Annotated in this window: 16 protein-coding genes; all 16 read right to left on the reverse strand. The window is 72.7% G+C overall.

The annotated features are described in order from the left end of the window. Positions 1–43: 43 nt before the first annotated feature. The gene (gene pstC, locus ACFC1T_RS33870) at positions 44–1,087 is read right to left on the reverse strand and encodes a phosphate ABC transporter permease subunit PstC (protein WP_375895301.1); all 1,044 of its coding nucleotides are present in this window, start codon (positions 1,085–1,087) and stop codon (positions 44–46) included. A 395-nt stretch (positions 1,088–1,482) separates the two neighbouring features. Next, positions 1,483–4,059, reverse strand: coding sequence for a hypothetical protein (locus ACFC1T_RS33875; RefSeq protein WP_375895303.1), 2,577 nt, complete (start codon positions 4,057–4,059; stop codon positions 1,483–1,485). Between the two features lie 261 nt (positions 4,060–4,320). Further along, positions 4,321–4,917: a hypothetical protein gene (locus tag ACFC1T_RS33880; protein ID WP_375895306.1), complete on the reverse strand. Its 597-nt coding sequence runs from the start codon at positions 4,915–4,917 to the stop codon at positions 4,321–4,323. A gap of 46 nt (positions 4,918–4,963) precedes the next feature. After that, a complete protein-coding gene (locus tag ACFC1T_RS33885) occupies positions 4,964–6,010 on the reverse strand; it encodes a substrate-binding domain-containing protein (RefSeq protein ID WP_375895308.1) in 1,047 nt (348 codons plus the stop codon). An 85-nt stretch (positions 6,011–6,095) separates the two neighbouring features. Continuing rightward, entirely contained in the window at positions 6,096–7,130 is a 1,035-nt protein-coding gene (locus tag ACFC1T_RS33890; RefSeq protein ID WP_375895311.1) for a PstS family phosphate ABC transporter substrate-binding protein, read from the reverse strand. 373 nt (positions 7,131–7,503) lie between these two features. Beyond that, the gene (locus tag ACFC1T_RS33895) at positions 7,504–7,908 is read right to left on the reverse strand and encodes a hypothetical protein (protein ID WP_375895314.1); all 405 of its coding nucleotides are present in this window, start codon (positions 7,906–7,908) and stop codon (positions 7,504–7,506) included. Continuing rightward, positions 7,898–8,485: a DUF1508 domain-containing protein gene (locus ACFC1T_RS33900; RefSeq protein ID WP_375895316.1), complete on the reverse strand. Its 588-nt coding sequence runs from the start codon at positions 8,483–8,485 to the stop codon at positions 7,898–7,900. Before ACFC1T_RS33900 ends, ACFC1T_RS33895 begins: the two co-directional genes overlap by 11 nt. Before the next feature lie 91 nt (positions 8,486–8,576). Then, positions 8,577–10,430, reverse strand: a complete 1,854-nt coding sequence (locus ACFC1T_RS33905) for a GAF domain-containing protein (protein ID WP_375895318.1) — start codon at positions 10,428–10,430, stop codon at positions 8,577–8,579. A 69-nt stretch (positions 10,431–10,499) separates the two neighbouring features. Further along, complete coding sequence (gene cydD, locus ACFC1T_RS33910) at positions 10,500–14,072, reverse strand: thiol reductant ABC exporter subunit CydD (protein WP_375895321.1); 3,573 nt, start codon at positions 14,070–14,072, stop codon at positions 10,500–10,502. A 4-nt stretch (positions 14,073–14,076) separates the two neighbouring features. After that, complete coding sequence (gene cydB, locus ACFC1T_RS33915; protein ID WP_375895323.1) at positions 14,077–15,114, reverse strand: cytochrome d ubiquinol oxidase subunit II; 1,038 nt, start codon at positions 15,112–15,114, stop codon at positions 14,077–14,079. 56 nt (positions 15,115–15,170) lie between these two features. After that, positions 15,171–16,715, reverse strand: a complete 1,545-nt coding sequence (locus tag ACFC1T_RS33920) for a cytochrome ubiquinol oxidase subunit I (protein ID WP_375895324.1) — start codon at positions 16,713–16,715, stop codon at positions 15,171–15,173. A 378-nt stretch (positions 16,716–17,093) separates the two neighbouring features. Then, on the reverse strand, positions 17,094–18,461 hold the full coding sequence (locus tag ACFC1T_RS33925; protein ID WP_375895327.1) for an oxygenase MpaB family protein: 1,368 nt from the start codon (positions 18,459–18,461) through the stop codon (positions 17,094–17,096). Further along, positions 18,454–19,068, reverse strand: coding sequence for a Uma2 family endonuclease (locus tag ACFC1T_RS33930; RefSeq protein WP_375895329.1), 615 nt, complete (start codon positions 19,066–19,068; stop codon positions 18,454–18,456). The genes ACFC1T_RS33925 and ACFC1T_RS33930 overlap by 8 nt, the downstream gene beginning before the upstream one ends. A gap of 233 nt (positions 19,069–19,301) precedes the next feature. Further along, positions 19,302–20,222 carry an LAETG motif-containing sortase-dependent surface protein gene (locus ACFC1T_RS33935; RefSeq protein WP_375895332.1) on the reverse strand — a complete coding sequence of 307 codons (921 nt, stop codon included), beginning with the start codon at positions 20,220–20,222 and terminating at the stop codon, positions 19,302–19,304. A 185-nt stretch (positions 20,223–20,407) separates the two neighbouring features. After that, positions 20,408–21,919 (reverse strand): sensor histidine kinase, encoded by a 1,512-nt coding sequence (locus ACFC1T_RS33940; protein ID WP_375895335.1) that lies wholly within the window; start codon positions 21,917–21,919, stop codon positions 20,408–20,410. An 11-nt stretch (positions 21,920–21,930) separates the two neighbouring features. Next, complete coding sequence (locus ACFC1T_RS33945; RefSeq protein ID WP_375895337.1) at positions 21,931–22,719, reverse strand: response regulator transcription factor; 789 nt, start codon at positions 22,717–22,719, stop codon at positions 21,931–21,933. Between the last annotated feature and the right edge of the window lie 212 nt (positions 22,720–22,931).

The raw sequence follows: 22,931 nt of genomic DNA on the forward strand, positions 1-22,931 counted from the left end.
GCGGCGGGGGTCTCAGCGGGACCGGTCATGTCCGTGCGCCGCCTCAGTCGGCGGTCGAGGCCCCGGAGCGGGACCGGTTGATCACGAAGCCGGCCGCCACGTTGACCAGCAGGGTCAGCGCGAACAGCACCAGGCCGGCCGCCATCAGCGCGGAGAGCGAGAGCGCGTCCGACTCGCCGAAGCGCAGCGCGATGAGCGCCGAGATCGAGTTGGCGCCGTTCTCCAGGATGTGGCTGATGGCCTTGAAGTTCGGGGAGATGATCAGCGCGACCGCGATCGTCTCGCCCATCGCCCGGCCGAAGCCCAGCATGACCGCGCCGATCACACCGCCGCGGCCGAACGGCAGCACCACCGTGCGCACCATCCCCCACCGGGTCGAGCCGAGCGCGTAGGCGCCCTCCCGCTCGCCCTGCGGGGCCTGGGAGAAGACCTCCCGGCTGAGCGAGGTGACGATCGGGATGATCATCAGCGAGACGACGACGCCCGCGATGAACGTGGAGGAGGTGTAGGAGGTCCCGATGTCGCCGGTGCGCACCTTGAGGAAGGGGATCGTGTCCCCGAGGTGGTTGGAGAGCCAGCGGCTGAAACCGATGATCCTCGGCTGGAGGAAGAACAGCCCCCACAGGCCGTAGATGATGCTCGGGATCGCCGCCATCAGGTCGACCAGCGAGACCAGCGAGGCGCGCAGCCGGACCGGCGCGTACTCGGAGATGAAGACCGCCGTGGAGAGCGCCACCGGGACGGCGATGACCAGCGCGATCACGGCGATCAGCAGACCGTTCGGCAGGACGGCGGCGATGCCGAAGGTGTGCGCGGCGGTCTGCCACTTCTGCTCGGTCAGGAAGGACCAGCCCACGGCGCGCAGCGCGTCCGAGCCGCGCAGCAGCAGGAAGAACGCGATCAGGCCCATGATCGCGAACACCGAGAGCCCGGCCACCCGCAGCACCCCGCGGAACACCCGGTCGCCGGGGGTCGCGGGGGAGGTGATGGCGCGCGGGACGTCGGTGTCGGCTCCGCGGTCGGCTCCGCGGTCGGGTCTGCCCGGGGCCCCGGCGGACGAGGCCGCGGGCTCGGCGGCGGCTGTCATGCTCTGCTCTCCGTGCTCGGGTGCGGATGGCCGGGCTGCGCCCGGACCGGACGGTGGCGCGACGTGGCGCCGGTCGCGCTCGGCGGCTCCGGTGGGGCTCGGCGGCGCGAAATCGTTGTGGGGGCGGCCGGTTGGCACGGGGCCGCGGTTCCGGTGCGTACCCATTCGGCCATCCGGAGGTGTCCGCCCTGGGTCGCACGCGTGTACGGGGCCCCAACGAGCCAGTTCGGTGCTGGAGTTGACCGCCACCGGTGGCCGGATCCTTTCCGGCCACCGGTGCGGCGACGGTCAACTCGGCCTTCCTGCGGGAGGGTTGGGCCATGAGCCCGACGGCTCGGCGGGCCGGGACGGCGGCCTCGCCGAGCCGTCAGCTGTCAGCTGTCAGCCGTCGGCCGTCAGGGGCGACGGCGCAACCGCGACCAGCCGTTGCGCAGCCCCGCCAGCGTCCGCTCCCCGGCCGGTGTCCCGCCCAGGACCAGCGCCGCCGGCCCGCCGACCAGCAGCACCAGGCCGCCGATCAGCGCGATCGGGAGCAGCAGGCGCGCGGCGCCGGAGCGGTCCGCGGCCGGTGTCCCGGCCGCGACGGGCGCGGCGCTCAGCGACTTGCCGGGCGTGCTCGGCGAGGCGCCCGGGGTCTTGCCCCCGGCGGTGGCCGCGGCCGCGGCGGCGCCCCCGGTGGTCGCGGCGCCCTCCCCGAGGCCGCCGGTCGAGGCCCCGCCGAGGCCGCCACCGCTCGTGCCGTTGTCGGTCCCGGCGCTGACCGGGGTGGTGCCGCCCGCCGAGCCCGACCCCTCCGCCGGGGTCCCCCCGCCGGTGCCCCCGTCGCCGGGGGTGACGGCCGGCGGGTTCGGCGGCGCGGCCTGGTTGCCGGGCAGCTTGGCGTCCTGGGCCTCCACGTGGGTGGCGGCGTCGGCCGCCTGGGCCCGCTGGGCGCTGGTGAGCGCCAGGAAGCCCGGCGCCAGGTGGCCCGGCTCGTTGCCGTAGACCTGGCCGCTGCTCGTGGTGGTCCGCAGGAACATGGTGATCGCGGCGGCCTTGTCGGCCGGGACGCCCTGGGTGGGCACCATCGCGTACTGCACGGTGGTCAGCGGGTAGGCCCGCTGGTCGCGCGAGTACGCCGTGTCGGCGGTCCCGTACGGCAGCGACTGCACGCCCGTCGAGGCGTCGACGGTCATGTCGGCGACGGAGGCCTGGAAGCCGGTGGTCCCCGGGGAGACGAAGGCGCCGGCCGGGTTGAGCAGCTGGGCCTCGGGGAGGGAGTAGGCCTTGGCCTGGCCGGTGTCCATGATCGCGATCAGCATCCGCTGTCCGACGTCCACCGGCGCGCACTGGTCGTGCCCGCCGGTTCCGTTGAGCCCGGGGTTGACGCAGGTCGCCTTGTTCTGCAGGAACCCGCGCGCGACCTGGCCCAGTCCGCTCGTGACCGGGTTCCACTCGTACTGCATCAGGTGCTGGTAAGCGTCGACCTTGCTGCCGACGATCCCGGAGGAGTCCTGCCGGGAGAAGGAGTCGACCGGGTAGCCGGAGAACGCGGGCCGGAGGTAGTAGGTGTTGACGTGCATGCCCCACGGGTCGGACTCGCCGTCCAGGAAGCGGGCGGCGTCCGGGTCCGAGGCGATCCACGAGGTCAACTGGTACGTCAGGTCGGTCGTCCCGCCCACCACGGTCGGGCTGAAGTCGAACATGTCGCAGAACCTGGGCCACTTGAGCCCCGAGGTCGCCGGCAGCTGGTTCAGCTGGAGGAACTCGGGATCCGCGAAGAGGCAGGTCGGATTGCCCTTCACCGAGGTGACCACGCCGCCGCGGGGCGCGTAGGACTGGGTGAGCAGCTTGGCCATCAGCCGCGCGTTGAGCTTCATGTCGCGGATCTGCCGACCGGTGTCCTGGTCGTCCACCGAGAACACGACCGAGATGCCCGAGGTCGCCAGCGGCGCGTAGACGTAGGGCCGGGCCGGTGGTGAACCGTCCGCCCGCGCGGTCAGCGCCACGTCCGTGGATCCGCCGAGGAAGCGCGAACGGGCCTGCGGCTCACCGCCGGCCGACACGTACCGGACGGCCATCGGCGAATCGCTCAGGCACAGGCCCGCACGCCACTGCTGCATGGCCCGGTTGAACATCTCCAGGCCCTCCGCGTCGAACGAACCGTTCTGCGACGCACAGGCCTGGGCCACCGGCGCGAAGGACAGCGGGATCACGATGCCGTTCTCCCACGCGCACTGCTCGCCGCTCGACATGCCGTTGGCCGCGTAGCTGAACAGCACCGCGTCGCTCGCGAGCGAGCTCGAACTGTCGAGCGAGTGGTTCAGGCAGTCGACCGAGGCCGTCGGGGTGGTCCGGCCGAGGCTGTCGCCACCGTAGTTGGCCTCCACCACGAGGGAGCACGGGTGGGTGTCGTCACAGCCCAGCGTCGGGGCCTGGGCCTGGGTGTAGAGCTCGATGTTCGCGGCGCCGGTGCCGTCCGCACCGGTCGGGGCGATCGCCATGTTGCTCGGGAAGTCGGGCGCGGTGCTCGACCCGGGCGGCAGGGTCTGTTGGAAGCCCGCGTTCGCGTCACCGCCGAACAGCGAGCTGTTGTAGCAGTCGGTCACCTTCGGAGTGGCGCCGCGGCACTCGTAGATCCGCACGGGGTAGAGGTACTTGGCCTCGCCGACCCGCGCCAGGGTGACCTGTTGGCCGCTGGTGGTCTTGGTGGGCGTGAAGCCGCTCCAGGAGACCTGCACCACCTGGTTGACCAGGTTCTTCGTCTGGGAGACCGTGATCTTGCCGGCCCGGCCGCGCGTCCCGGTCGCCGGGTCGAGCACCTTGGGCCCCGCCACGGTCACGCTGGAGGACTCCGCCACCGCCTGCGGCCCGGCCCCCAGGCCGATCGGCACCACACCGAGCGCCACCACCACCGACCACACCAGCGCGATCGCCGGAAGTCGGCGGCGCCATCTCCCCGGATCCCTCCGGTCGGGCAATCGGACTCTCATGGTGGGCACCTCCGTGCGGATCCGCGCCGCCCAGCACGCGGCGCAAGGTGGGATCGGGCATGCCGACGGCCGGGCACCCCCAGTACCCACCATTCGGCCAGCCGGACGTGTCCGGATCCGGTCGACAGGATGTACGAGAACACAACGCGGCGCCCCTGGAACGGAGTTGAGTGCTCCCCTTGGCACACGAGCGGGCCCGCGCCGAGGCGCGGGCCCGCGGGGCACCCGGGGTCGTCCGGGGCCGTCCGACGAGGAGCCGGATCAGCTGCCGGGGGTGTAGGTCAGCGCGAAGGAGCCGAGCGACTGACCGCCCGTGAAGTACGTGGTGCCCAGCGCGCTGTCGAGGTACTGCGCGCCGGCCGGGTCCAGCTGCAGGCTGGAGGCCGAGAGCGACTGGGTGGTGCCCGTGCGGCCGATCTGGGTGTCGCCCAGCGGGTCCAGCAGGGCCACCGGCGCGGTGCCGCCGTTCGGGACCGCCGAGACGTTCCAGTCACGGACCTTGAAGCCGAGCTGCTTGAACGTGACGGTCTTGCCGTTGTTCAGGTTGACGAAGAGCAGTCCGCCACCGAGCTGCACCTGCCCGGAGAACGACGGGATGTTGGCGACGCCGCCCGTCACCGGGAAGGTGCTGGTCACGACGTTGTTGGTGACGTCCGCCGTGGCCGGCGTCAACGGGACGACGGCGATGCCGCCGAGCAGGGTCTTGGCCAGGAACTGCTGGTCGACCGTGACCACGGCACTGCCGGTGGGCGCGGTGGTGGTGGCCGGGGTGTCGGCCGCGGCCACACCGCTGAATCCGGTGATCGCGAGGACCACGGCGATCCCGGTGGCGGCGAGACGGACGCCGGTTCTTGCCATGTCGTACTCCCTGGGAGAGGTGGGATGGTGCGGTGGTGACAGTTGGTCAAGGGATGAGCACGCCGCCGCAGGCGCCGGACGGGAGCGGCAGGAAGCCGTAGGTCCTGATGTCGGCGGCTGCCGTGGAACTGGTGCAGATCCAGCCGTCAGGCCCGAAGACGCCGCGCAGCGCGGCTCCGTGTGCGTCGGTCGCCGCCCAGTCCGCGTCGCGGACCACGACGTAGACCGTTTGCCCGTGGAGGGTGAGGAAGTCGGTGTTGATCGCCCGGCCCGTCGCGTCGACCGGGGCCGTTCCGTCGATGCCGCGGATGGTCAGGAGCCCCTGGGTGTCGGCCCCGCTGCCCCGGCCGTAGTACGCCTGGCCGATGTAGTGCCCCACGGAGTAGGGAACCAGCACGTCCGGGTCGTTGAGCTTCGGGTCGCTGCCCTGGCCTTCGGTCACCGTCCGGTCGTCGATACAGCTGTTGACCGTGTGGATGCCCAGCGCGGCGAGGAAGGACGCCCGGGTTCCGGAGCCCGCCTTCGGGAGGAAGGGCTTGATGGTGCTGCCGGGAAGGGCGGGGTCGATCTGCTTCCACGTGGTGACGTCGCAGTCGTAGATGTCCTTGAGGTTCTGCGTCGTCAGGTTCGCCGGCGCGTTGCCGTTGCCCGGCGCGGCCCAGGACAGCGCGTCGTCCGCGTAGTTCACGAAGTCGAAGTACCGGGGGTCGGTCGGCAGCGGGCCGCGCGAGGAGCGGGCGAAGTCGACGGTCGCGCCGGTGTTGTTCTTGAGGGCCGAGATGCCGACCTCCGCACCGTTCGGGCGCGCGATCGTGGTGGCACCGGTCTTGGTGGTGATCGTCGGCGCCCCGGTCGCGTCCCAGCTGTACAGCCGGGGTGTCGTGGTGTCCGATCCCGGGATCGTGGCGTTGTAGTCGGCCGAGAACTGGTTCAGCACGGCCTGGCTGTCGGCGTCCCCCACCCCCACGAGGTCCTGTGCGGCCGGCAGCGCCGGCCCTGCCGGGTCCGCCACGGCCGGGCCGCCGCCGGGGGCCACGGCGACCGAGGCCGCCAGGACGGCCGTGACGAGCAGCTTCCGCCACGTCCTGTGCATCGTTCTCCGGTTCCCTTCGGTCGGCTCCCGACGGCCGACGGCCACGGGCGGCGGGCCCGTGGCCGTCGGATCGTGCGGGGTGTGATCAGGAGTGGATGGTGCTGCCGCAGGCGCCGGCGTTCAGCGGAAGGAAGCCGAAGCTCTTGAGGTCGGCCTTCGCGGTGGCGTTGGTGCAGACCCAGCCGGTGGTACCGAAGATGCTGCGCAGCGCGGTGCCGTGGGCGTCGGTCGCCTTCCAGTCCGCGTCACGGACCACGTTGTAGACCGTGCGGGCGTAGGAGGTGGCGGCGAAGTCGCCGTTGATCACCTTGTTGGTGGTGTCGACCGGCGCGGTGTTGTCGATGCTGCGGATGGTCAGCGGGCCCTGGACGTCGGAGCCGCTGCCCTTGCCGTAGTACACCTGGCCGATGTAGTGGGCGACGGAGTACGGGACCAGCGCGTCGGGGTCGGACAGGTTGGTGTCGCTGCCCTCGTTCTCCTGGACGCCCTCGGTGACGCACGGCTTGATGGTGGAGATGCCGAGCACGGAGAGGAAGAACGACCGGGTGCCGGAGTTGGCCTGCGGCAGGTACGGCTTGATGGTGTTGCTGGGCAGGCTGGGGTCGATCTGGTCCCAGGTGGTGATGTTGCAGTTGTAGATGTCCTTGAGGTTCTGCGTCGTCAGGTTGGCCGGCGCGTCACCGTTGTTCGGCGCGGCCCAGGCCACCGCGTCCGTCGCGTAGGCGACGAAGTCGAAGGTGTTCGGGTCGGTCGACTGCGGGCCGCGCGAGGAGCGGGCGAAGTCGACGGTCGCGCTGGTGTTGTTCTTGAGGGCCGAGATGCCGGCGCCGGAGCCGTTCGGGCGGGCGATCGAGGTCGCACCGGTCTTGGTGGTGATCGGCGAGGAACCGGTCGCGTCCCAGCTGTACAGGTGCGGCAGGGTGGAGCCGGCGCCCAGGTACGCGTTGTAGTCGGTGGAGAACTGGTTCAGCACGGCCTGGGTGGTGTCCGAACCGACGCCGACGATGTCCTGGGCGGCCGGGGTGCCGGTCGGGTCGGCCAGGGCGGAGCCACTGGCAACGGTGACCAGGGAGGTCGCCAGGGCGGCGACGGTGAGCAGCTTGGCAGCGGTCTTACGCATGTTCCTCTTCCTCCGAGGGAGAGACGTCCATCGCGTGAACCCGTGCTCCGGGGGGAGTCCGGGGCCGGGGGCCGTGTCTGCTGCGGCCGCTCCGGCAGTGCCGATCCTGTCCGGCCGGGAGGTTCCGTCGGAAGGGCCGTCGGGGCCGGGCGGCGAATGTCGACTCATCGGTTCGACGAGGTTTAGGCACTGGTCAACGCGGATGTGACAGGGGCGGAACAGGGGTGACGAACCCGGTCGACGTTCTTCTCCAGGAGGCGGCTCGGGGTGTTGCCGGAAACCTGCGCTTCACCGGAACAGCACGAAGCGGAACGGCCCGGAGCAGAACCGTACGGAGCTGTACGGAGTAGGACGGTACGAAGCGGAACCGGCGCTACAGCGGCCAGCGGCCGTCGCGGCCGGACCGCCGCAACTCCTGCCCGACCCACTGGAGTCCGGCCAGGAAGCCCTCGACGCCCGCCTGGCACTGGTCGCGCCGCAGGTAGCCGCGGGCGCTGCGGGCGACCGGGACGGCGGGGGTCGCGCCCGGCCGGGTGGTGCGCACCGGCAGGTGGGCGGACCAGACCCACTGGCGGCCCTCCGCCTGGACGGTCGAGCAGCGCAGGGCGGCCCGTTCGATGATCAGTTCGCGCACCGCGTCGGCGAGTTCCTCCTCGCTGCGGTACGTCCGCACGCCGACGCCGAGCGGCCGCCCGTTGGCGGCGCGCAGCGCCCAGCCCACGCAGCGGTCGGCCGCGGGCACGATCAGCAGCCGCGGTCCGCGCCGCTCAGCTGCCATCGGGGCGTCTCAACGACACTGCTCTCCTCGGGAGTTCACGTGCGGGCGCGTCGCGGAAGGGCACATCGCGCACGGACCGCTCGCGCACCGACCCCTCGCGGCCGGGAGCCTCGCGGACCGACCCCTCGCGGACGGGTGGCTCGTGGACCGCCGGCTCGCGCGGCGGCTGTTTGGCGAGCAGCACGACGAAGCGGCGGAAGGCGTTCTGGCACGTCGCGTACCGTTCGTACGCGCGGCTGGAGCGCACCTCGGGCAGGCTGCGCGATCCGGGGACGACCCAGATCCAGCCGAGCCCGTCGCGGACATGGGTGATCCGCGCGGTCAGTCCGTCGGCACCGGCGCGCAGTCCGTCGAAGCCCCGCTCGGCCTCGCCCGCCGTCTCGAACAGCGCGGAGGTGATCGCCACCACCCGGCCGTTGGGTGCCTTCAGCTGCCAGCGGTAGCGCCCGTCCGGTGCACGCTCGGTCCGGAACCCCCCTCGGCTCGCCCCTGCTGCGGTGTGACCGCGGCCGGAACCGTCCACTGCCCCCTCCGTCCGGTTTCCCCTCCGGGACGGAGCCAAGCTATGTGTGCACACGGAACCGCCGAAAGCCCAGAACGTTCACAACTTGCGCCGTTGGTCGGGAAGTTCTCCCTCGTTCAGCTTTCATCTGTCGGTACCGGAACGGTCACAGCCGGGCCGTCCAGCGGACCACGGCGCCCTTCCGGTAGGGCCCGCGCTCGTGCCACGCGGCGCCGCCGAGGGCCTCGGCGCGCCGGGTGAGGTTGAACAGTCCGCTGCGCCGGCCGCCCTGGGGGATGCCGACGCCGTCGTCGGTGACGGTCAGCAGCACGCCGGGCCGCCCGCCCCGGTCCAGCGACTCGGGGTCGCCGCCGACGGGCCGTCCGGCGTCGTCCAGGTGGACGGTCGCGTCGATCTCGACCCCGACCCGGGAGGCGCGGGCGTGCCGGGCCGTGTTGGAGAGCATCTCGCGCAGGGCCGCGAGGAGTTGGCGGCCGGTGTTCTCGCCGACCAGGCTCTCGACCGGGCCGACGAAGCTCACCGAGGGCTTGAAGCCGAGGGCGGCGGCGGCCTGGCTGGCCTCGCGCAGCACGCGGGTGCGCAGGGTGTCGGGGGCGTCGCCGTGGTTGTCGTGCTGGAGCGCGTAGATGGTGGTGCGGACCTCCTGGATGGTGGCGTCCAGTTCGTCGACCGCCTTGCCGATGCCCACCTTGACCTCGGGGACGACGGACCGGCGGGCGGCGCTCTCCAGCATCATCCCGGTGGCGAACAGCCGTTGGATGACGAGGTCGTGGAGGTCGCGGGCGATCCGGTCGCGGTCCTGGAAGACGGCCAGCCGCTGCTGGTCGCGCTGGCCCTCGGCGAGCCGCAGGGCCAGCGCGGCCTGGGAGGCGAAGGTCTCGGCGAGCTGCTTCTCGGAGTCGGTGAACGGCAGGGCGCCGCGCGAGCGCCAGACGCAGAGGCCGCCGAGCACCCGCCCGGCGGCGACCATGGGCACGGCCAGGGACGGGCCGAAGCTGCGGGCGAGCCGCATCACCACGGTGGGGTCGCTGGACATGTCGTCGAGGTGGACGCTGTCGCCCTCCAGCAGCTGGGCGGCGAAGCTGTCCTTGGGCAGCAGTTCGCCGCGGACGAACTCGGCGGCCTCGCCGGAGGCGTGGGCGACCCGCATCTGCCCGTCCCCCTCCGCCGAGGAGCCCGAGGAGCCCGCCGAGCCCGCCGCTCCGGGCGGGCCGGCCGGACCGGTGGGCAGCAGGATCATGCCGAGCGCGGCGCCCGCCAGCTCCCGGACCTGCTCGGCGGCGACGGTGAGCGCGCCCTCGGCCTGCTCGGTGGAGAGAAGCGCGGTGGTGACGGCCGCGGCACCGGCGATCCAGCGTTCCCGGCGGCGGCCCTCCTCGTACAGCCGGGAGTTCTCGATGGCGACGCCGGCGGCCGCGGCGAGCGCGTGCACGACCTGTTCGTCCTCGGGCGTGAAGGCGCCGCCGCCCTTCTTCTCGGTGAGGTAGAGGTTGCCGAAGACCTCCTCGCGGACCCGGATCGGCACGCCCAGGAAGGTCTTCATCTGCGGGTGGTGCGGCGGGAAGCCGGAGGAGCGCGGGTCGGCGCCGAGGTCGGCGAGCCGCAGCGGTTCGGGGCGGTCGATGAGCGCGCCGAGGATGCCGCGGCCGGCGGGCAGTTCGCCGATCTCGGCGGCGGTGCCGTCGTCGATACCGACGTGGATGAAGTCGGCCAGGCCGTGCCCGCCGGGGGCGATCACACCGAGGGCCGCGTACCGGGCGTCGACGAGTTCGGCGGCGCCGGTGGCGATCCGCTGCAGGGTGGCGTGCAGGTCGAGTCCGGCCCCGATGGAGACCACCGCCTCCAGCAGGCGCTGCATCCGGTCGGTGACGGCGGCGGCGGACTGCAGCCGCTCCGCGACCTCGGTGACCAGGGTGTCCAGCCCGAGCGAGGCGATCTCGGGCACCCGGTGGGGGGTGGGCTCGGGGGCGGTCTCGGGGAGGTCCGGCGTGGGGTCCATGGAGAAAGCCTACTTTTGTACGGTTTTCAGCCGAGGGACGATGCGGCCATCAGTGCCCCACCGCCGCCCTCAGTGCCCCACCGCCGCCAACGGTGCCCCCGCCGCCGGCGGTGCCTCCGCCACCAGCAGACCGTCCGCCTCCCGCTCCCGGCGCCACAGCGCGTGCAGCCGCCCGTCCGGATCGGCGACCAGCTCGGACCAGCGGCCGCGCTCGGCCACCCGGCCGGCGTCCAGCACCAGCACCTCGTCCACGGTGGTGTCGTCCAGTCCGGCCAGCCGGTGGGTGATCAGCACGGTGGTGCGGCCCGCGGTGGCGGCCAGCAGGTCGGCGGTGAGGGCGTCGGCGGTGGGCAGGTCGAGGTGCTCGGCGGGCTCGTCCAGGACCAGCACGGGGAAGTCGGCGAGCAGCGCCCGGGCGAGCGCGAGGCGCTGGCGCTGGCCGCCGGAGAGGCGGGCGCCGTGCTCGCCGACCATGGTGTCCAGGCCGTCCGGCAGGCCCTCGGTCCAGTCCAGCAGCCGGGCGGCGGCGAGGGCGGCGCGCAGCTCGTCCTCGTCCGCGTCGGGGCGGGCGAGCCGCAGGTTCTCGCGCAGCGAGCTGTCGAAGACGTGGGCGTCCTGGGCGCAGAGGCCGATCACCCGGCGGACGTCCTCGCCCGCGAGCGCGCGGCTGTCCACAGCCTGTGGACGGCCGGCGGCGAAGGTGACGGACCCGGCAGCGGGCTCCAGGAAGCGCAGCAGCGCCTGGGCGAGGGTGGTCTTGCCGGAGCCGGAGGGGCCGACCACGGCGATCCGCCGGCCGGGCGCGAGGTCGAGGTCGACGGCGGTGAGCGCGTCCACGGCCTGCCCGGGGTGCCGTACGGTCAGCCCGCGCACCGCGACGGGCAGCGGCCGTCCGGGCAGTGCGGCCGGTGACGGGTCCTGAGGTTCCGCCACCACCGGCGGCGTGGTCAGCACCTCGTCCAGCCGGGCCCGGGCGGCGCGGCTGCGCTGGCGGGCCTGGACGGCGAGCGGCATCCCGGTGACGGCCTCGAAGGCGGCCAGCGGGGTGAGCACCACGACGGCCAGGCAGACCGGGGCGAGGGCGCCGTCGCGCACCCCCTGGATGCCGACGGCGGCCGCGGCGACCACGGTCAGCCCGGTGAGCAGGGTGATCAGCCCGGTGCCGAGCGCGGTGGTGGCGGCGGAGCGGGCGGCGAGGCCGGTCAGGGCGGCGTCGGCGCTGCGGACGGCGGCCAGCCGGGCGGGCAGCGCGCCGGCCACGGTGAGTTCGGCGGTGCCGGTGAGGCCGTCCACCACGGCGGTGGCCAGGCGGCCGCGGGCGGGGGCCTGGCGCTGCTCGGCGCCGGCCGACCAGCGGGCGGCCAGCGCGGGCACCAGCACTCCGGCGAGCAGCAGTCCGAGGCCGAGCACCAGCCCGGCGGCGGGCAGGAAGGCGCCCATCGCGACGGCCGAGACGAGCGCGACCACGGCCGCGACGGCGGCGGGCAGCCGCCAGCGCAGGTGGTGGTCCTGGATCGCGTCGACGTCGGCGACCAGCCGGGAGAGCAGGTCGCCGCGCCGGAAGGCGGGCAGTCCGGCGGGGGCGAGCACGGTCAGCCGGCGGTACACGGCGGCCCGCAGGGTGCCGAGGGTGCGCAGCACCGCGTCGTGGGAGACCAGCCGTTCGGCGTAGCGGAAGACGCTGCGGCCGATGCCGAAGGCGCGGACGGAGGTGACGGCCATCATCAGGTAGAGCACCGGGGGCATCTGGGAGGCCCGGGAGATGAGGTAGCCGGAGGTGGCCATCAGGGCGACGGCGCTGCCCAGGGCGAGCGCGCCGAGCAGCACCGACAGGGCCAGCCGGGGGGCGGCGGGTTCGGCCTCCGGCTCCTCCGGCGCGGCGGGGGCGGGGGTGGGCTCGCCGGTGTGGGCGAGCGGCACGACCGGGGCCGGGGCGCCGACGGCGGAGGCGGAGTCGGCGGCGGAGGCGGAGTCGGCGGCGGAGGCGGCGACGGGCCCCGCCAGCCGGATCCGCTGCTCGGCGACCGCCAGCAGCGCCGGCCGGTGGGCGACCACCAGCACGGTGCGCGCCGGGTCCTCGGCGAGGGTCCGGACGGCGGCCACGACGGCCGCCTCGGAGTCGCCGTCCAGGTGGGCGGTGGGCTCGTCGAGGAGCACCAGCGGCCGGTCGTCGGCGAGCAGGACCCGGGCGAGGGCGAGGCGCTGGCGCTGGCCGGCCGAGAGCCCGGCGCCGTCCTCCCCCAGCTCGGCGTCCAGGTCGGTGACGAAGTCGAGCGCGTGGGCGGCCCGCAGCGCCGTCCACAGCTGCGCGTCGGGGGCCTCGGGGCGGTGCAGCCGCAGGTTGTCGGCGATCGTCCCGGCGAACAGGTGGGGGCGCTGGGGCACCCAGGCGATCTGCCGTCGCCAGCTGTCCGGCTCCAGGTCGGCGAGGTCGTGGGTGCTGCCGTCGGCGGCGGTGATCCGGACGGTGCCGGCCTCGGGGGCGGTGAGGCCGAGCAGGACGGCCAGCAGGGTGGACTTGCCGGCCCCGCTGGGCCCGGTGAGGGCGGTGCTGGAGCCGGGGCGCAGGGTGAGTGCGGCGCCGTCCAGGGCGGGCAGGGCGCGGCCGGGGTGGCGTACGGTCAGGCCCTCGGCGGTGATCACGGCGCCGGTGAGGTCGGGGGCGGGGCGGGTGCCGGCGGCGGGCAGCGGGGTCTCCAGCACCCGGAAGATCTCGTCGGCGGCGGTGAGCCCCTCGACGCTGGAGTGGTAGAGCGCGCCGACCTGGCGGATCGGGAAGTACACCTCGGGGGCGAGGACCAGGATCAGCAGCCCGGTCTCCAGGTCCATGCTGCCGTCGACCAGCCGGAAGCCCACGGTAACCGCGACCAGGGCGACGGAGAGGGTGGAGAGCAGTTCCAGGGCGAAGGAGGAGATGAAGGCGATCCGCAGGGTGCGCAGGGTGGCCTTGCGGTAGTCGGCGGTGATCCGGGCGATGGTGGCGGCCTGGGTGCGGGCCCGGTTGAACACCTTGAGGGTGGGCAGGCCGGCGACCACGTCCAGGAAGTGGTGGGAGAGCCGGGCCAGGGTGTTCCACTGCCGGTCCATCCGGGACTGGGTGGCCATCCCGATGAGCACCATGAACAGCGGGATGAGCGGCAGTGTCCCGGCGATGATCGCGGCGGAGGTGAGGTCGGCGCCGCCGATCCGCAGCAGCACGATCACCGGCACGACCACGGCGAGCGCGAGCTGCGGCAGGTAGCGGGCGAAGTAGTCGTCGAGGGCGTCGATGCCGCGGGTGGCGAGGGTGGTGAGTTCGCCGGTGCGCCGGCCCGCCAGGTAGGACGGGCCGAGCGCGGTGGCGTGGTCGAGCAGCCGGCGCCGCAGGGTGGACTTCACCCGGGCGACGGACCGGTGCGCGGTGAGTTCGGTGAGCCAGCCGACCAGCCCGCGGCCGACGGCGGTCAGGGCGAGCAGGACCAGCGGGGTGGTCAGTTCGCCGAGGCCGGCCCCGCGCTGGAAGGCGCGGACCACGATCTCGGCGATCAGGCTCGCCTGGGCGACCACCAGGACCGCGCCCGCCCCGCCGAGGAGCACGGATCCGACGAGGAAGGCACGGGTGGTGCGGGCGTGCGCGAGCAGGCGCGGGTCGACCGGCTGCACGGCGTCAGGCCCGGTCGGCCGGGGCGGCGGGCTGCTGACCGGCCTGGTGGCCGGGGATGTGCTGGACCCCGATCCGCTTGCGGAACACCCAGTAGGTCCAGCCCTGGTAGAGCAGCACCAGCGGGGTGAAGACGGCGGCCACGATGGTCATCAGCTTGAGCGTGTACGGCGAGGAGGCCGCGTTGGTGACGGTCAGGCTCCAGTCCGGGTTGAGCGTGGACGGCATGACGTTCGGGAAGAGCGCCAGGAAGAGCATCGCCACGGCGGCCACGATGGTCGCCCCGGAGAGGATGAACGCCCAGCCCTCGCGGCCGAGTTGGTTGGCCGCCAGGGCGCCGGCCAGGGCCAGCACCGCGACCACCAGGGCGGCCAGGCTGCGTCCGTTGCCGCTGTCCGCCTGGGTCCAGACCAGGAAGGCGAGGGCGAGGACGGCGGCGGCCAGGCCTGCGTACCGGGCGGCCCGGCGGGCCCGCTCACGGATCTCGCCGACGGTCTTGAGCGCCGCGAACACCGCGCCGTGGAAGGTGAACAGGGTGAGCGTCACCAGCCCGCCGAGCAGCGCGTACGGGTTGAGCAGGTCGGCGAGGCCGCCGACGTAGTTCTTCTGCGCGTCGATGTCCACGCCGCGGACGATGTTGGCGAAGGCCACGCCCCACAGGAAGGCCGGCAGGAGGGAGGTCCAGAAGATGGCCTCCTCCCAGTTGCGCTGCCACCGGGCGCCGTCCCGCTTGGCCCGGTACTCGAAGGCCACGCCGCGGACGATCAGGCAGACCAGGATGGCCAGCAGCGGGATGTAGAAGCCGCTGAACAGGGTCGCGTACCAGTCCGGGAAGGCGGCGAAGGTCGCGCCGCCGGCGGTCAGCAGCCAGACCTCGTTGCCGTCCCAGACCGGGCCGATGGTGTTGATCAGGACCCGCCGCTCGGCGGTGTCGCGGGCGAGCGGCTTGGTGAGGATGCCGATCCCGAAGTCGAAGCCCTCCAGGAAGAAGTAGCCGATCCACAGGACCGCGATCAGCACGAACCAGACGTCGTGGAGTTGCATGACCCTAGGTCTCCTTTCCGTGGGTCAGTACGGTTCAGTACGGGTTCAGTACGGGTTCAGTAGGCGAAGGCGAGCGGCTTGTCGGCGTCCTCGTCCGCGGCCGGGCCGCGCAGCGACGGGTCCTTGGCCGGGGGCTGCTCGGTCACCACCGGGCCGGCCTTGGCGTACTTGACCAGCAGCCGGACCTCGACGACGGCGAGGATCGCGTACAGCGTGGTGAAGGTGGCCAGCGCGCCGATCTGGGTGCCGATGCCGACGTTCGGGGAGACGGCGCTCGCGGTGGTCATCAGGCCGAAGACGGCCCAGGGCTGACGGCCCATCTCGGTGAAGATCCAGCCGAAGCTGTTGGCGATCAGCGGGAAGCCCATGGTCAGGATGCCGATCCGCCAGCTCCACTTGGTGAGCAGCGGCCCCATCTCCTTGGACGGGGTGAGCATCAGCCGGGGCACCTCGGTGTCGCCGGTGCGGAACTCGGGGCGCAGCAGGAACTTCCGGCGGGTGGTCCAGAGGCCGATCAGGGCGGCGACGAAGGAGGTCATCCCGAAGCCGATCATGAAGCGGAAGCCCCAGTACGTCACGAAGACGCTCGGGATGTAGTCCTTGGGGTCGCCGCCGTGCGCGGCGGCCTCGGCGGCCGCGGTGTCGTTGATGCCGGGCACGGAGGAGCTGAAGTCGCTGTGGGCGAGGAAGGAGAGTATCCCGGGGATCTCCAGCTCGACCGAGTTGTGGCCCTTGCTGACGTCGCCGACCGCGAAGATCGAGAACGGCGCGGGCGACTGGGTGTCCCACAGTGCCTCGGCGGCGGCCATCTTCATCGGCTGCTGCTCGAACATGACCTTGCCGAGGGTGTCGCCGCTGAGCGCGGTGCCGGCGCCGAAGACCACGGCGAGGACCAGGCCGAGCCGCAGCGAGGTGCGCATCACGGCGGTCTTCTTCGGGTCGGCGCCCTCGGGCTTGCGCTTGGCCTTCCAGAGGTGGAAGGAGGAGATGCCGACCATGAAGGCGGCGCCGGTGAGGAAAGCGGCGGTCAGGGTGTGGAAGACGACGGTGAGGGTGGTGTTCTGGAACAGCACCGCGGCGATGTCGGTGAGCTGCGCCTTGCCGGTGGCCGGGTCGATCGCGTAGCCGACCGGGTGCTGCATCCAGGAGTTGGCGGCCAGGATGAAGTAGGCGGAGAGCACGGTGCCCAGCGCGACCATCCACATGCAGGCGCAGTGGATCTTCTTCGGCAGCTTGTCCCAGCCGAAGATCCACAGGCCGATGAAGGTGGACTCGAAGAAGAAGGCGATCAGCGCCTCCATCGCGAGCGGGGCGCCGAAGACGTCACCGACGAAGCGGGAGTAGTCGGACCAGTTCATGCCGAACTGGAATTCCTGGACGATTCCGGTGACGACGCCCATCGCGATGTTGATGAGGAAGAGCTTTCCCCAGAACTTCGTCGCGTGGAAGTACTTCTCCTTGTTCGTACGCACCCAGGCGGTCTCCAGCCCGGCCACGATCGCGGCCAGGCTGATGGTGAGCGGTACGAAGAGGAAGTGGTAGACGGTGGTGACTCCGAATTGCCATCGCGCGATCGTCTCGTGAGCGATTGCCAGTTCCACGTCGCCCTCTCTCCCAACCGGCCCTTTCTCAGGGCGTGTTCCGGACAAACTTCATCTATAGCCGTAGACCGCCGCACACCCGTGCAAGCTTGTCCGCTTGTGAACGTGAACACGTTCACAAGCACAGTATCCACCATCCTTACGGGGGAACCGCAGGTGGGGTGGGGTTGACATCCCTGTGCGGTGCGTCACGGTGTGTGCGGGCGGTGCGCACAGTCTGCGGACCGGCCGGGCCCGGGGCAACGAACGAGCGGGCGGACGGCGCGTCGCTCTTGGCCGAACCGGCGCTTGACAGCGGCACGCCCCGCTCGCGGTCGCGGGCGGGGCGTGCTAGGCGCTGAGCGCCTGCTCGGCTGTGGGCTTGTGGGCTGACCTCGGCTACGGACGGCCGAGGAGCTGGGCGCCCGAGGTCGAGTCGGCCCGGGCGGTGAAGAACTCGGTGAAGCCCCCCACGAACTCCTCCACCGTGATCCGCCCGTCCCCGTCCGTGTCCAACTGGCGGAAACCGTGCGACAGCTCGGCCGGGTGCACCCGCGGGCCGCCGAACACCGCGCGGTACTCGTCGAACTCCAGGAAGCCGCTGCCGTCGGTGTCGGCCGCGGTGAACACCGCCCGCAGAGCGGGCAGCAGCCCCTGCTCCAGGTACGCGTCGTCCCGGTCGCAGCCCGCCAGCGTCCCCGCCACGAACTCCTCCCGGCTCACCTCGCCGTTCCCGTCGGCGTCCATCGCCACCCGCAGCTGCTCCCACCACCCGTCGAAGGCCGCGTACACCCGGGCCTCCGCGGCCTCGTCCAACTCCAGCTGCCAGCAGACGTTGTGGGCCATCGCCCGCAGGTCGTGCACGGTGATCACGCCGTCCCCGGTCTGGTCGAGCACCTCGCGGAAGAACCGGTCCACCCGGGAGCCGCGCGCGTCCCGGCGCTGCGGCCGCAGCCGGCGCGGCGGGGCCTGCTCCTCCGGGGCCCGGTAGCGCAGCCGCTCCGGGAGGCGCGGCACGACGATCCCGGCACCGCGGTGCAGCAGCACCGACAGCAGGGCGCCCCGCCGGGTCCGGACCAGGCCGAACCGCTCCCGCACGGCCGGCGGCAGGTCCGCCACCGTCAACTCACGGAGCAGCCGGGCGACCAGGGACCGGGTGACCCGCCACCCGGCGTCCCCGAGGAACCACAGCCGGCGCGGGCGGGGCGCCTCGTGCAGGATGTCGTCCAGGAGGTAGCGGGCGGCCTCGGTGAACTCCAGCTTCTCGGCGGCGTACCGGGCGAAGTACCCGGGCAGGTCGGCGGCGGTCTTCGGGAGCTCCTCCTCCGGCAGCTCGAAGGCCGCGATCGCCTCCCTGAACTCCGCGTACACCAGCTCCAGTTGGTCCGCGTCGTAGCCGTCCCCGCCGAGCCGCCGCATGGCCGCCACGCACTCGAACAGCGTCAGCAGCACCCACACCCTGGTCGCCGCGTCCCGGGCGTCGTACGCCCGGCCGTCCGGCATCGTGCCGCTGATCCGCTTGTGGGCGCGGTTCAGCCGGGCCACCTCCCGGCGCAGGGCCTCCGCGTCCGCGTAGAACAGCCGCCGGCCACTGCCCAGCGTGTGCTCGATCCGCCGCCACGGGTGTGCCCGGTAGGTCGAGTGCTCCTGCATCCCGGCCGCCACCACCGGATCCGCCGCCTGGAGGACCAGCAACCGCCAGGCGACGAGGGCGATCCGCCACTCGGAGAGGTCCCGCTTGAAGGAGACGGACGTCGGATCAACCACGGGGCTCTCCGGTGATCTCGGGGCCGATCACGAAGCCCTTGGCCGGGCCCTCGGGGATCACGGCCTCCTTGCCGTACGGGATCCGAGACGTGGAGAGGTACTCCCCGCGACCGGGGTCAGGGCTGGTCAGGATGGTCACGGTGCCACCCTCGTCATAGTCGTCGATGATCACGTACACCGGAATGGCAGCGGCGGCATAGGCGCAGCGCTTGAGGAGATGGTCGCGCGTACGGGCCTTGGGACCCGGCGAGACGGTCTCGACGACCAGCGGGATTCCGGACGCCAGCAGACCCAGACCGTCCGGATGCTCGATCTCTTCGTCGTCCTCGGGTGTCACATACACATCAGGGATGAACACCTTGAGCCCGTGGATGACATTGCAGTCGGTGCCCGGTGCCCACTCGGACCCCTGAAGGTGGCCGACCAGGGCCGCGAGCAGCCGCCTGTTGATACGAGCGTGGCGACTGTTACCGGTGGGTGACACCGTCAGGCCCTCCTCATCGAGGATCTCCACGCGGTAGCCCTCGAACTCGTCCGAGGACTTCCACATCTCCCACAGCACCTGGTCACGGTCCACGACGGTCACCTCAGCAACGAGTGCGCTCACGAGACACCTCTTTCCCGTCCAGTGTGATGAGCCTGCGCGATCTCGCACAAGCGACGGCAGCACGGTCGCACACGACCGGAGGGCTGATCGGGTGAATGGCCCGGGGTTCACCCGAACGGGGCGTTTAAGGTGCGGAAACGCGAAACCGCAGGGCGGGCCGGGAGGGGCCTGCCCTGCGGTTCGGGGTGCAGCGGGTCCGCGTCCTCCTCCCGAGCGGGCGCGGACCGGGTGGGTCAGGAGGTGGCGCGGGCGCCCTTGCGGCGCGAGACGTAGAGGGCGGCGGCGCCGAGGCCGATGGCGGTGGCGGCGCCGAGGGCGAGGTACGGGGTGGCCGGGTTGGAGCCGGTCTCGGCGAGCTCGGTGGCCGAACCGGTGGTGGCGGCGGTCGCGGTGGTGGTCGCGGTGGTGGTCTTGGTGGTGCCCGTCTGCTGGGTCGAAGTGGTGGACGTCGCGGGCGACTTGTCGGTGACCGGGGTGACGGTGCCGGGCTGCTGGGCGCCCTGGTCGGCGGGCTTGTCCGCCGGCTTCTCGACCGGCTTCTCGACCGGCTTCTCGGCGGGCTTCTCCGCCGCGGCCTTGGCCTCGGCGAGGGCCTTGTCGGCGATGTTCTTCGCGGCCAGGGCGGCGTCGACCGCCTTGTTGGCCTCGTTGGCCTTGCGGTAGAGGTCGACCTTGGCGTCGTCCGCCGCCGTGCCGGTGGCCGCGGCGGCCGCCTGGGCCTTCTTCTCGGCGGCGATGGCGGCGTTGGCCTTGTCCATCGCCTTCAGCAGGTCCTGCCGGGCCTTCTCGCGCTCGGCGTCCGACGCCTTGTCGTAGACGGACATGGCCTGGTGGAGCTCGTCCTCGGCGGCGGTCCGGGCCTCGGTGGCCTTCTTGGCGGCCGCCTGGGCCTCGCGGTGCTTGGCGAGGTAGGGCTCCGGGTCGAAGGCTTCGAGCTTGGCCGCGATGTCGGCCTGCTCGGTCTTGGCCTTCTGGTAGGCCTTGGCCGCGTCGGCGGCGGCCTTCTCCAGGGCGGCGATCGAGCCGGTGTCGCTCTGGGTCTGCGCCGCCGGAGCCGACTCCGCGAAGGCGGGTGCCGCGGAGAGTACGGCGGCGGGCGAGAGCACGGCGGCGACGAGGGCGGCCGAGACCAGCGTACGGCGGAGTTTCACCATGACCCCTTTCGGGTCGAAAAGGAAAGCACATACCCTTTCCGGGGCGCCTTCTGACGCTCCGGCAGCGCCGATCATAGGCATACGGATTCTTTGCTCTCCATGCCGGTTTCCGGCAATGGGAGGGAGGCTGTAATTGCCCGGTCCGCAGCGGAATTGACGAGTCGACAAAGACGGTCGACGAGGGCTCAGGAAACCCGGTCGCCATTCGTGGGCAGTTCGACCCGGAACGTAGCGCCGGCGCCCGGGGCGGTGTCCAGGGTGAGGGTGCCGCCGTGGGCGCGGGTGAGGGCGGTGGCGATGGCGAGGCCGAGTCCGCCGCCGCCGCCGTTGTCGCGGCTGCGGGAGGCGTCGACCCGGTAGAAGCGGTCGAAGACCCGCTGGGCCTGCTCCTCGGTGAGGCCCGGCCCGGTGTCGGCGACCTCCAGCAGGCAGACCCCGTCGGGCCCGCCGCCGACCCCGATCCGCACCGGGGTGCCGGGCGGGGTGTGCTTGACGGCGTTGCCGACCAGGTTGGTGACCACCTGCCGCAGCCGCGCCTCGTCGCCGAGGACGGGCGCCGCTCCGGGCGCGCCGGTGCCGGCCGGGCCGGTGAGGGCGACCGGGCGGCTGGGGTCGAGCGCGGTGAGGTCGTGCAGGGCGTCGGCGGCGAGGGTGCGCAGGTCCATCGGGGCGAGGTCGAGCGGGCGTTCCTCGTCGAGCCGGGCGAGCACCAGCAGGTCCTCGACCAGGGTGCCCATCCGGACGGCCTCGCTCTCGATCCGGCTCATGGTCCGGGTGACGTCCGCCCCGGTGGGCAGCGCGCCCATCCGGTACAGCTCGGCGAAGCCGCGGATGCCGGCCAGCGGGGTGCGCAGTTCGTGCGAGGCGTCGGCGACGAAGCGCCGCATCCGGGCCTCGGACTCGGCGCGGGCCGCGAAGGCCGCCTCGATCTGGGTGAGCATGCCGTTGAGCGCGACGGACAGCCGTCCGACCTCGGTGCCGGGGGAGAGTTCCGGCATCCGGTGCGAGAGTTCGCCGGCCGCGATCCGCGCGGCGCCCTCCTCGATCCGCCGCAGCGGCCGCAGCCCGGCCCGGACGGCGAAGAAGCCGAGCGCGGCGATGAGCAGCAGGACGCCGCCGCCGATGGCCAGGAAGGAGGTGCTCAGCCGGCCGACGGTGGTGTCGATGTCCTCGCGGGAGACGGCGACCATGACGTAGGTCGGGGTGCTGACCGGGGAGGCGAACACGCCGGGCCCGGGGGTCGGCGTGCGCGGGGCCTGGATCGGCAGCACCAGGACCCGCCAGCTGTGGTGGCCGCGCTGGTCGGGCAGGTCGAAGGGGGTGTCGGGGGCGGTCTGGGTCGGGTCCAGGCCGCCGAGTTGGGGGGCCGGGTCAGTGTCCGAGACGGGCTGGCGGAGCGAGGTCTGGACCTTGCCGTCCGCGGACAGCCACTGCACCAGGTACTGGCTGGGCAGGCTGATCCGGCGCCCCGAGACGACCGGCTTGCTGCTGCCCGGGGTGCTCAGCTGCATCGGCGCCTTGCGGGACAACGGCACGCCGTAGCGCTGGAGTTGCTCGTCCAGCTGCTCCACCAGCTGGGCCCGCACGGCGCCCAGCACGAAGGTGTCGCTGACCGCGAGACCGGTGGTCACCAGCACGAGGGCGAGGATCAGGAGCCGGGCGCGAAGCGACAACCGGGAGGTGAAGCGGGTGAACACGGGCCGGCCCGTCAGCCCTGCGGGGGGCGGCGCAGCGCGTAGCCGATGCCGCGCACGGTGTGGATCAGCTTGGGACCGTGCGCCGGGCCGGAGTCGAGCTTGCGGCGCAGGTAGGAGATGTACGACTCGACGATGGAGAGGTCGCCGCCGAAGTCGTAGGCCCAGACGTGGTCGAGGATCTGCGCCTTGGACACCACCCGGCCGACGTTGGCCATCAGGTAGTGCAGCAGCTTGAACTCGGTCGGGGAGAGCGCGACCGGGGTGCCGGCCCTGGTCACCTCGTGGGCGACCGGGTCGAGGCTGAGGTCGGCCACCAGCAGGCGCCCGTCCTCGGCGGGGCCGCCGGCCCGGCGCAGGATCGCCCGGATCCGGGCGATCAGCTCCTCCAGGCTGAACGGCTTGGTGACGTAGTCGTCCGCGCCCGCGGCCAGGCCCTGCACCTTGTCGCCGACGCCGTCCTTGGCGGTGAGGAACAGCACCGGCAGGTGGTCGCCCGGGTGTCCGTGCGCGGGCCCGGCTATCTGGCCCCGGTTGGTGCGCTCGCGCAGCTTCTCGACGACGGTGAAGCCGTCGAGGTCGGGCAGCATCACGTCGAGGACCACCAGGTCCGGACGTTCGACGGCGATCAGTTCCAGCGCTTCCGTCCCGCTCGCGGCGGAGGCGACCCGGAATCCGGAAAAGCGCAGCGAGGCTGCGAGCAGTTCGCGGATGTTCGGCTCGTCGTCCACGACGAGGAGGAAGGCCTCGCCCTGGCCCCCGGCCACGGCGGGGCCGCCCGGTGTGGTGACAGTGCCTTGCACGGGGGTTCCGCCTCCCGGTCGGACGATGACGTTCAGCATGAGGCTAGCCCCCGGAGGCTATGCGGCATGGATGAATGTTGGATTAACACCTTAACGGTCGGTTTTGCGGTGACAAGCCCCCTGGGGTGGGGCTCGGTGGTGTGCGCACGGGCCGGTCACGCCCCCACCCGCCCGCGGCGGCCGCGGACGGCGGCGGGCGGCGGCGGGCGGCC

The sequence above is a fragment of the Kitasatospora sp. NPDC056076 genome (genome assembly GCF_042266305.1).
GTDB lineage: Bacteria > Actinomycetota > Actinomycetes > Streptomycetales > Streptomycetaceae > Kitasatospora.

What these genes read in the sequence shown, in the direction of transcription:
- ACFC1T_RS33885 (WP_375895308.1), bottom strand. Translation starts at nt 6,010, where the DNA reads ATGCACAGGACGTGGCGGAAGCTGCTCGTCACGGCCGTCCTGGCGGCC.
- ACFC1T_RS33905 (WP_375895318.1), bottom strand. Translation starts at nt 10,430, where the DNA reads ATGGACCCCACGCCGGACCTCCCCGAGACCGCCCCCGAGCCCACCCCC.
- ACFC1T_RS33890 (WP_375895311.1), bottom strand. Translation starts at nt 7,130, where the DNA reads ATGCGTAAGACCGCTGCCAAGCTGCTCACCGTCGCCGCCCTGGCGACC.
- ACFC1T_RS33895 (WP_375895314.1), bottom strand. Translation starts at nt 7,908, where the DNA reads ATGGCAGCTGAGCGGCGCGGACCGCGGCTGCTGATCGTGCCCGCGGCC.
- cydB (WP_375895323.1), bottom strand. Translation starts at nt 15,114, where the DNA reads ATGCAACTCCACGACGTCTGGTTCGTGCTGATCGCGGTCCTGTGGATC.
- ACFC1T_RS33880 (WP_375895306.1), bottom strand. Translation starts at nt 4,917, where the DNA reads ATGGCAAGAACCGGCGTCCGTCTCGCCGCCACCGGGATCGCCGTGGTC.
- ACFC1T_RS33875 (WP_375895303.1), bottom strand. Translation starts at nt 4,059, where the DNA reads ATGAGAGTCCGATTGCCCGACCGGAGGGATCCGGGGAGATGGCGCCGC.
- pstC (WP_375895301.1), bottom strand. Translation starts at nt 1,087, where the DNA reads ATGACAGCCGCCGCCGAGCCCGCGGCCTCGTCCGCCGGGGCCCCGGGC.
- ACFC1T_RS33935 (WP_375895332.1), bottom strand. Translation starts at nt 20,222, where the DNA reads ATGGTGAAACTCCGCCGTACGCTGGTCTCGGCCGCCCTCGTCGCCGCC.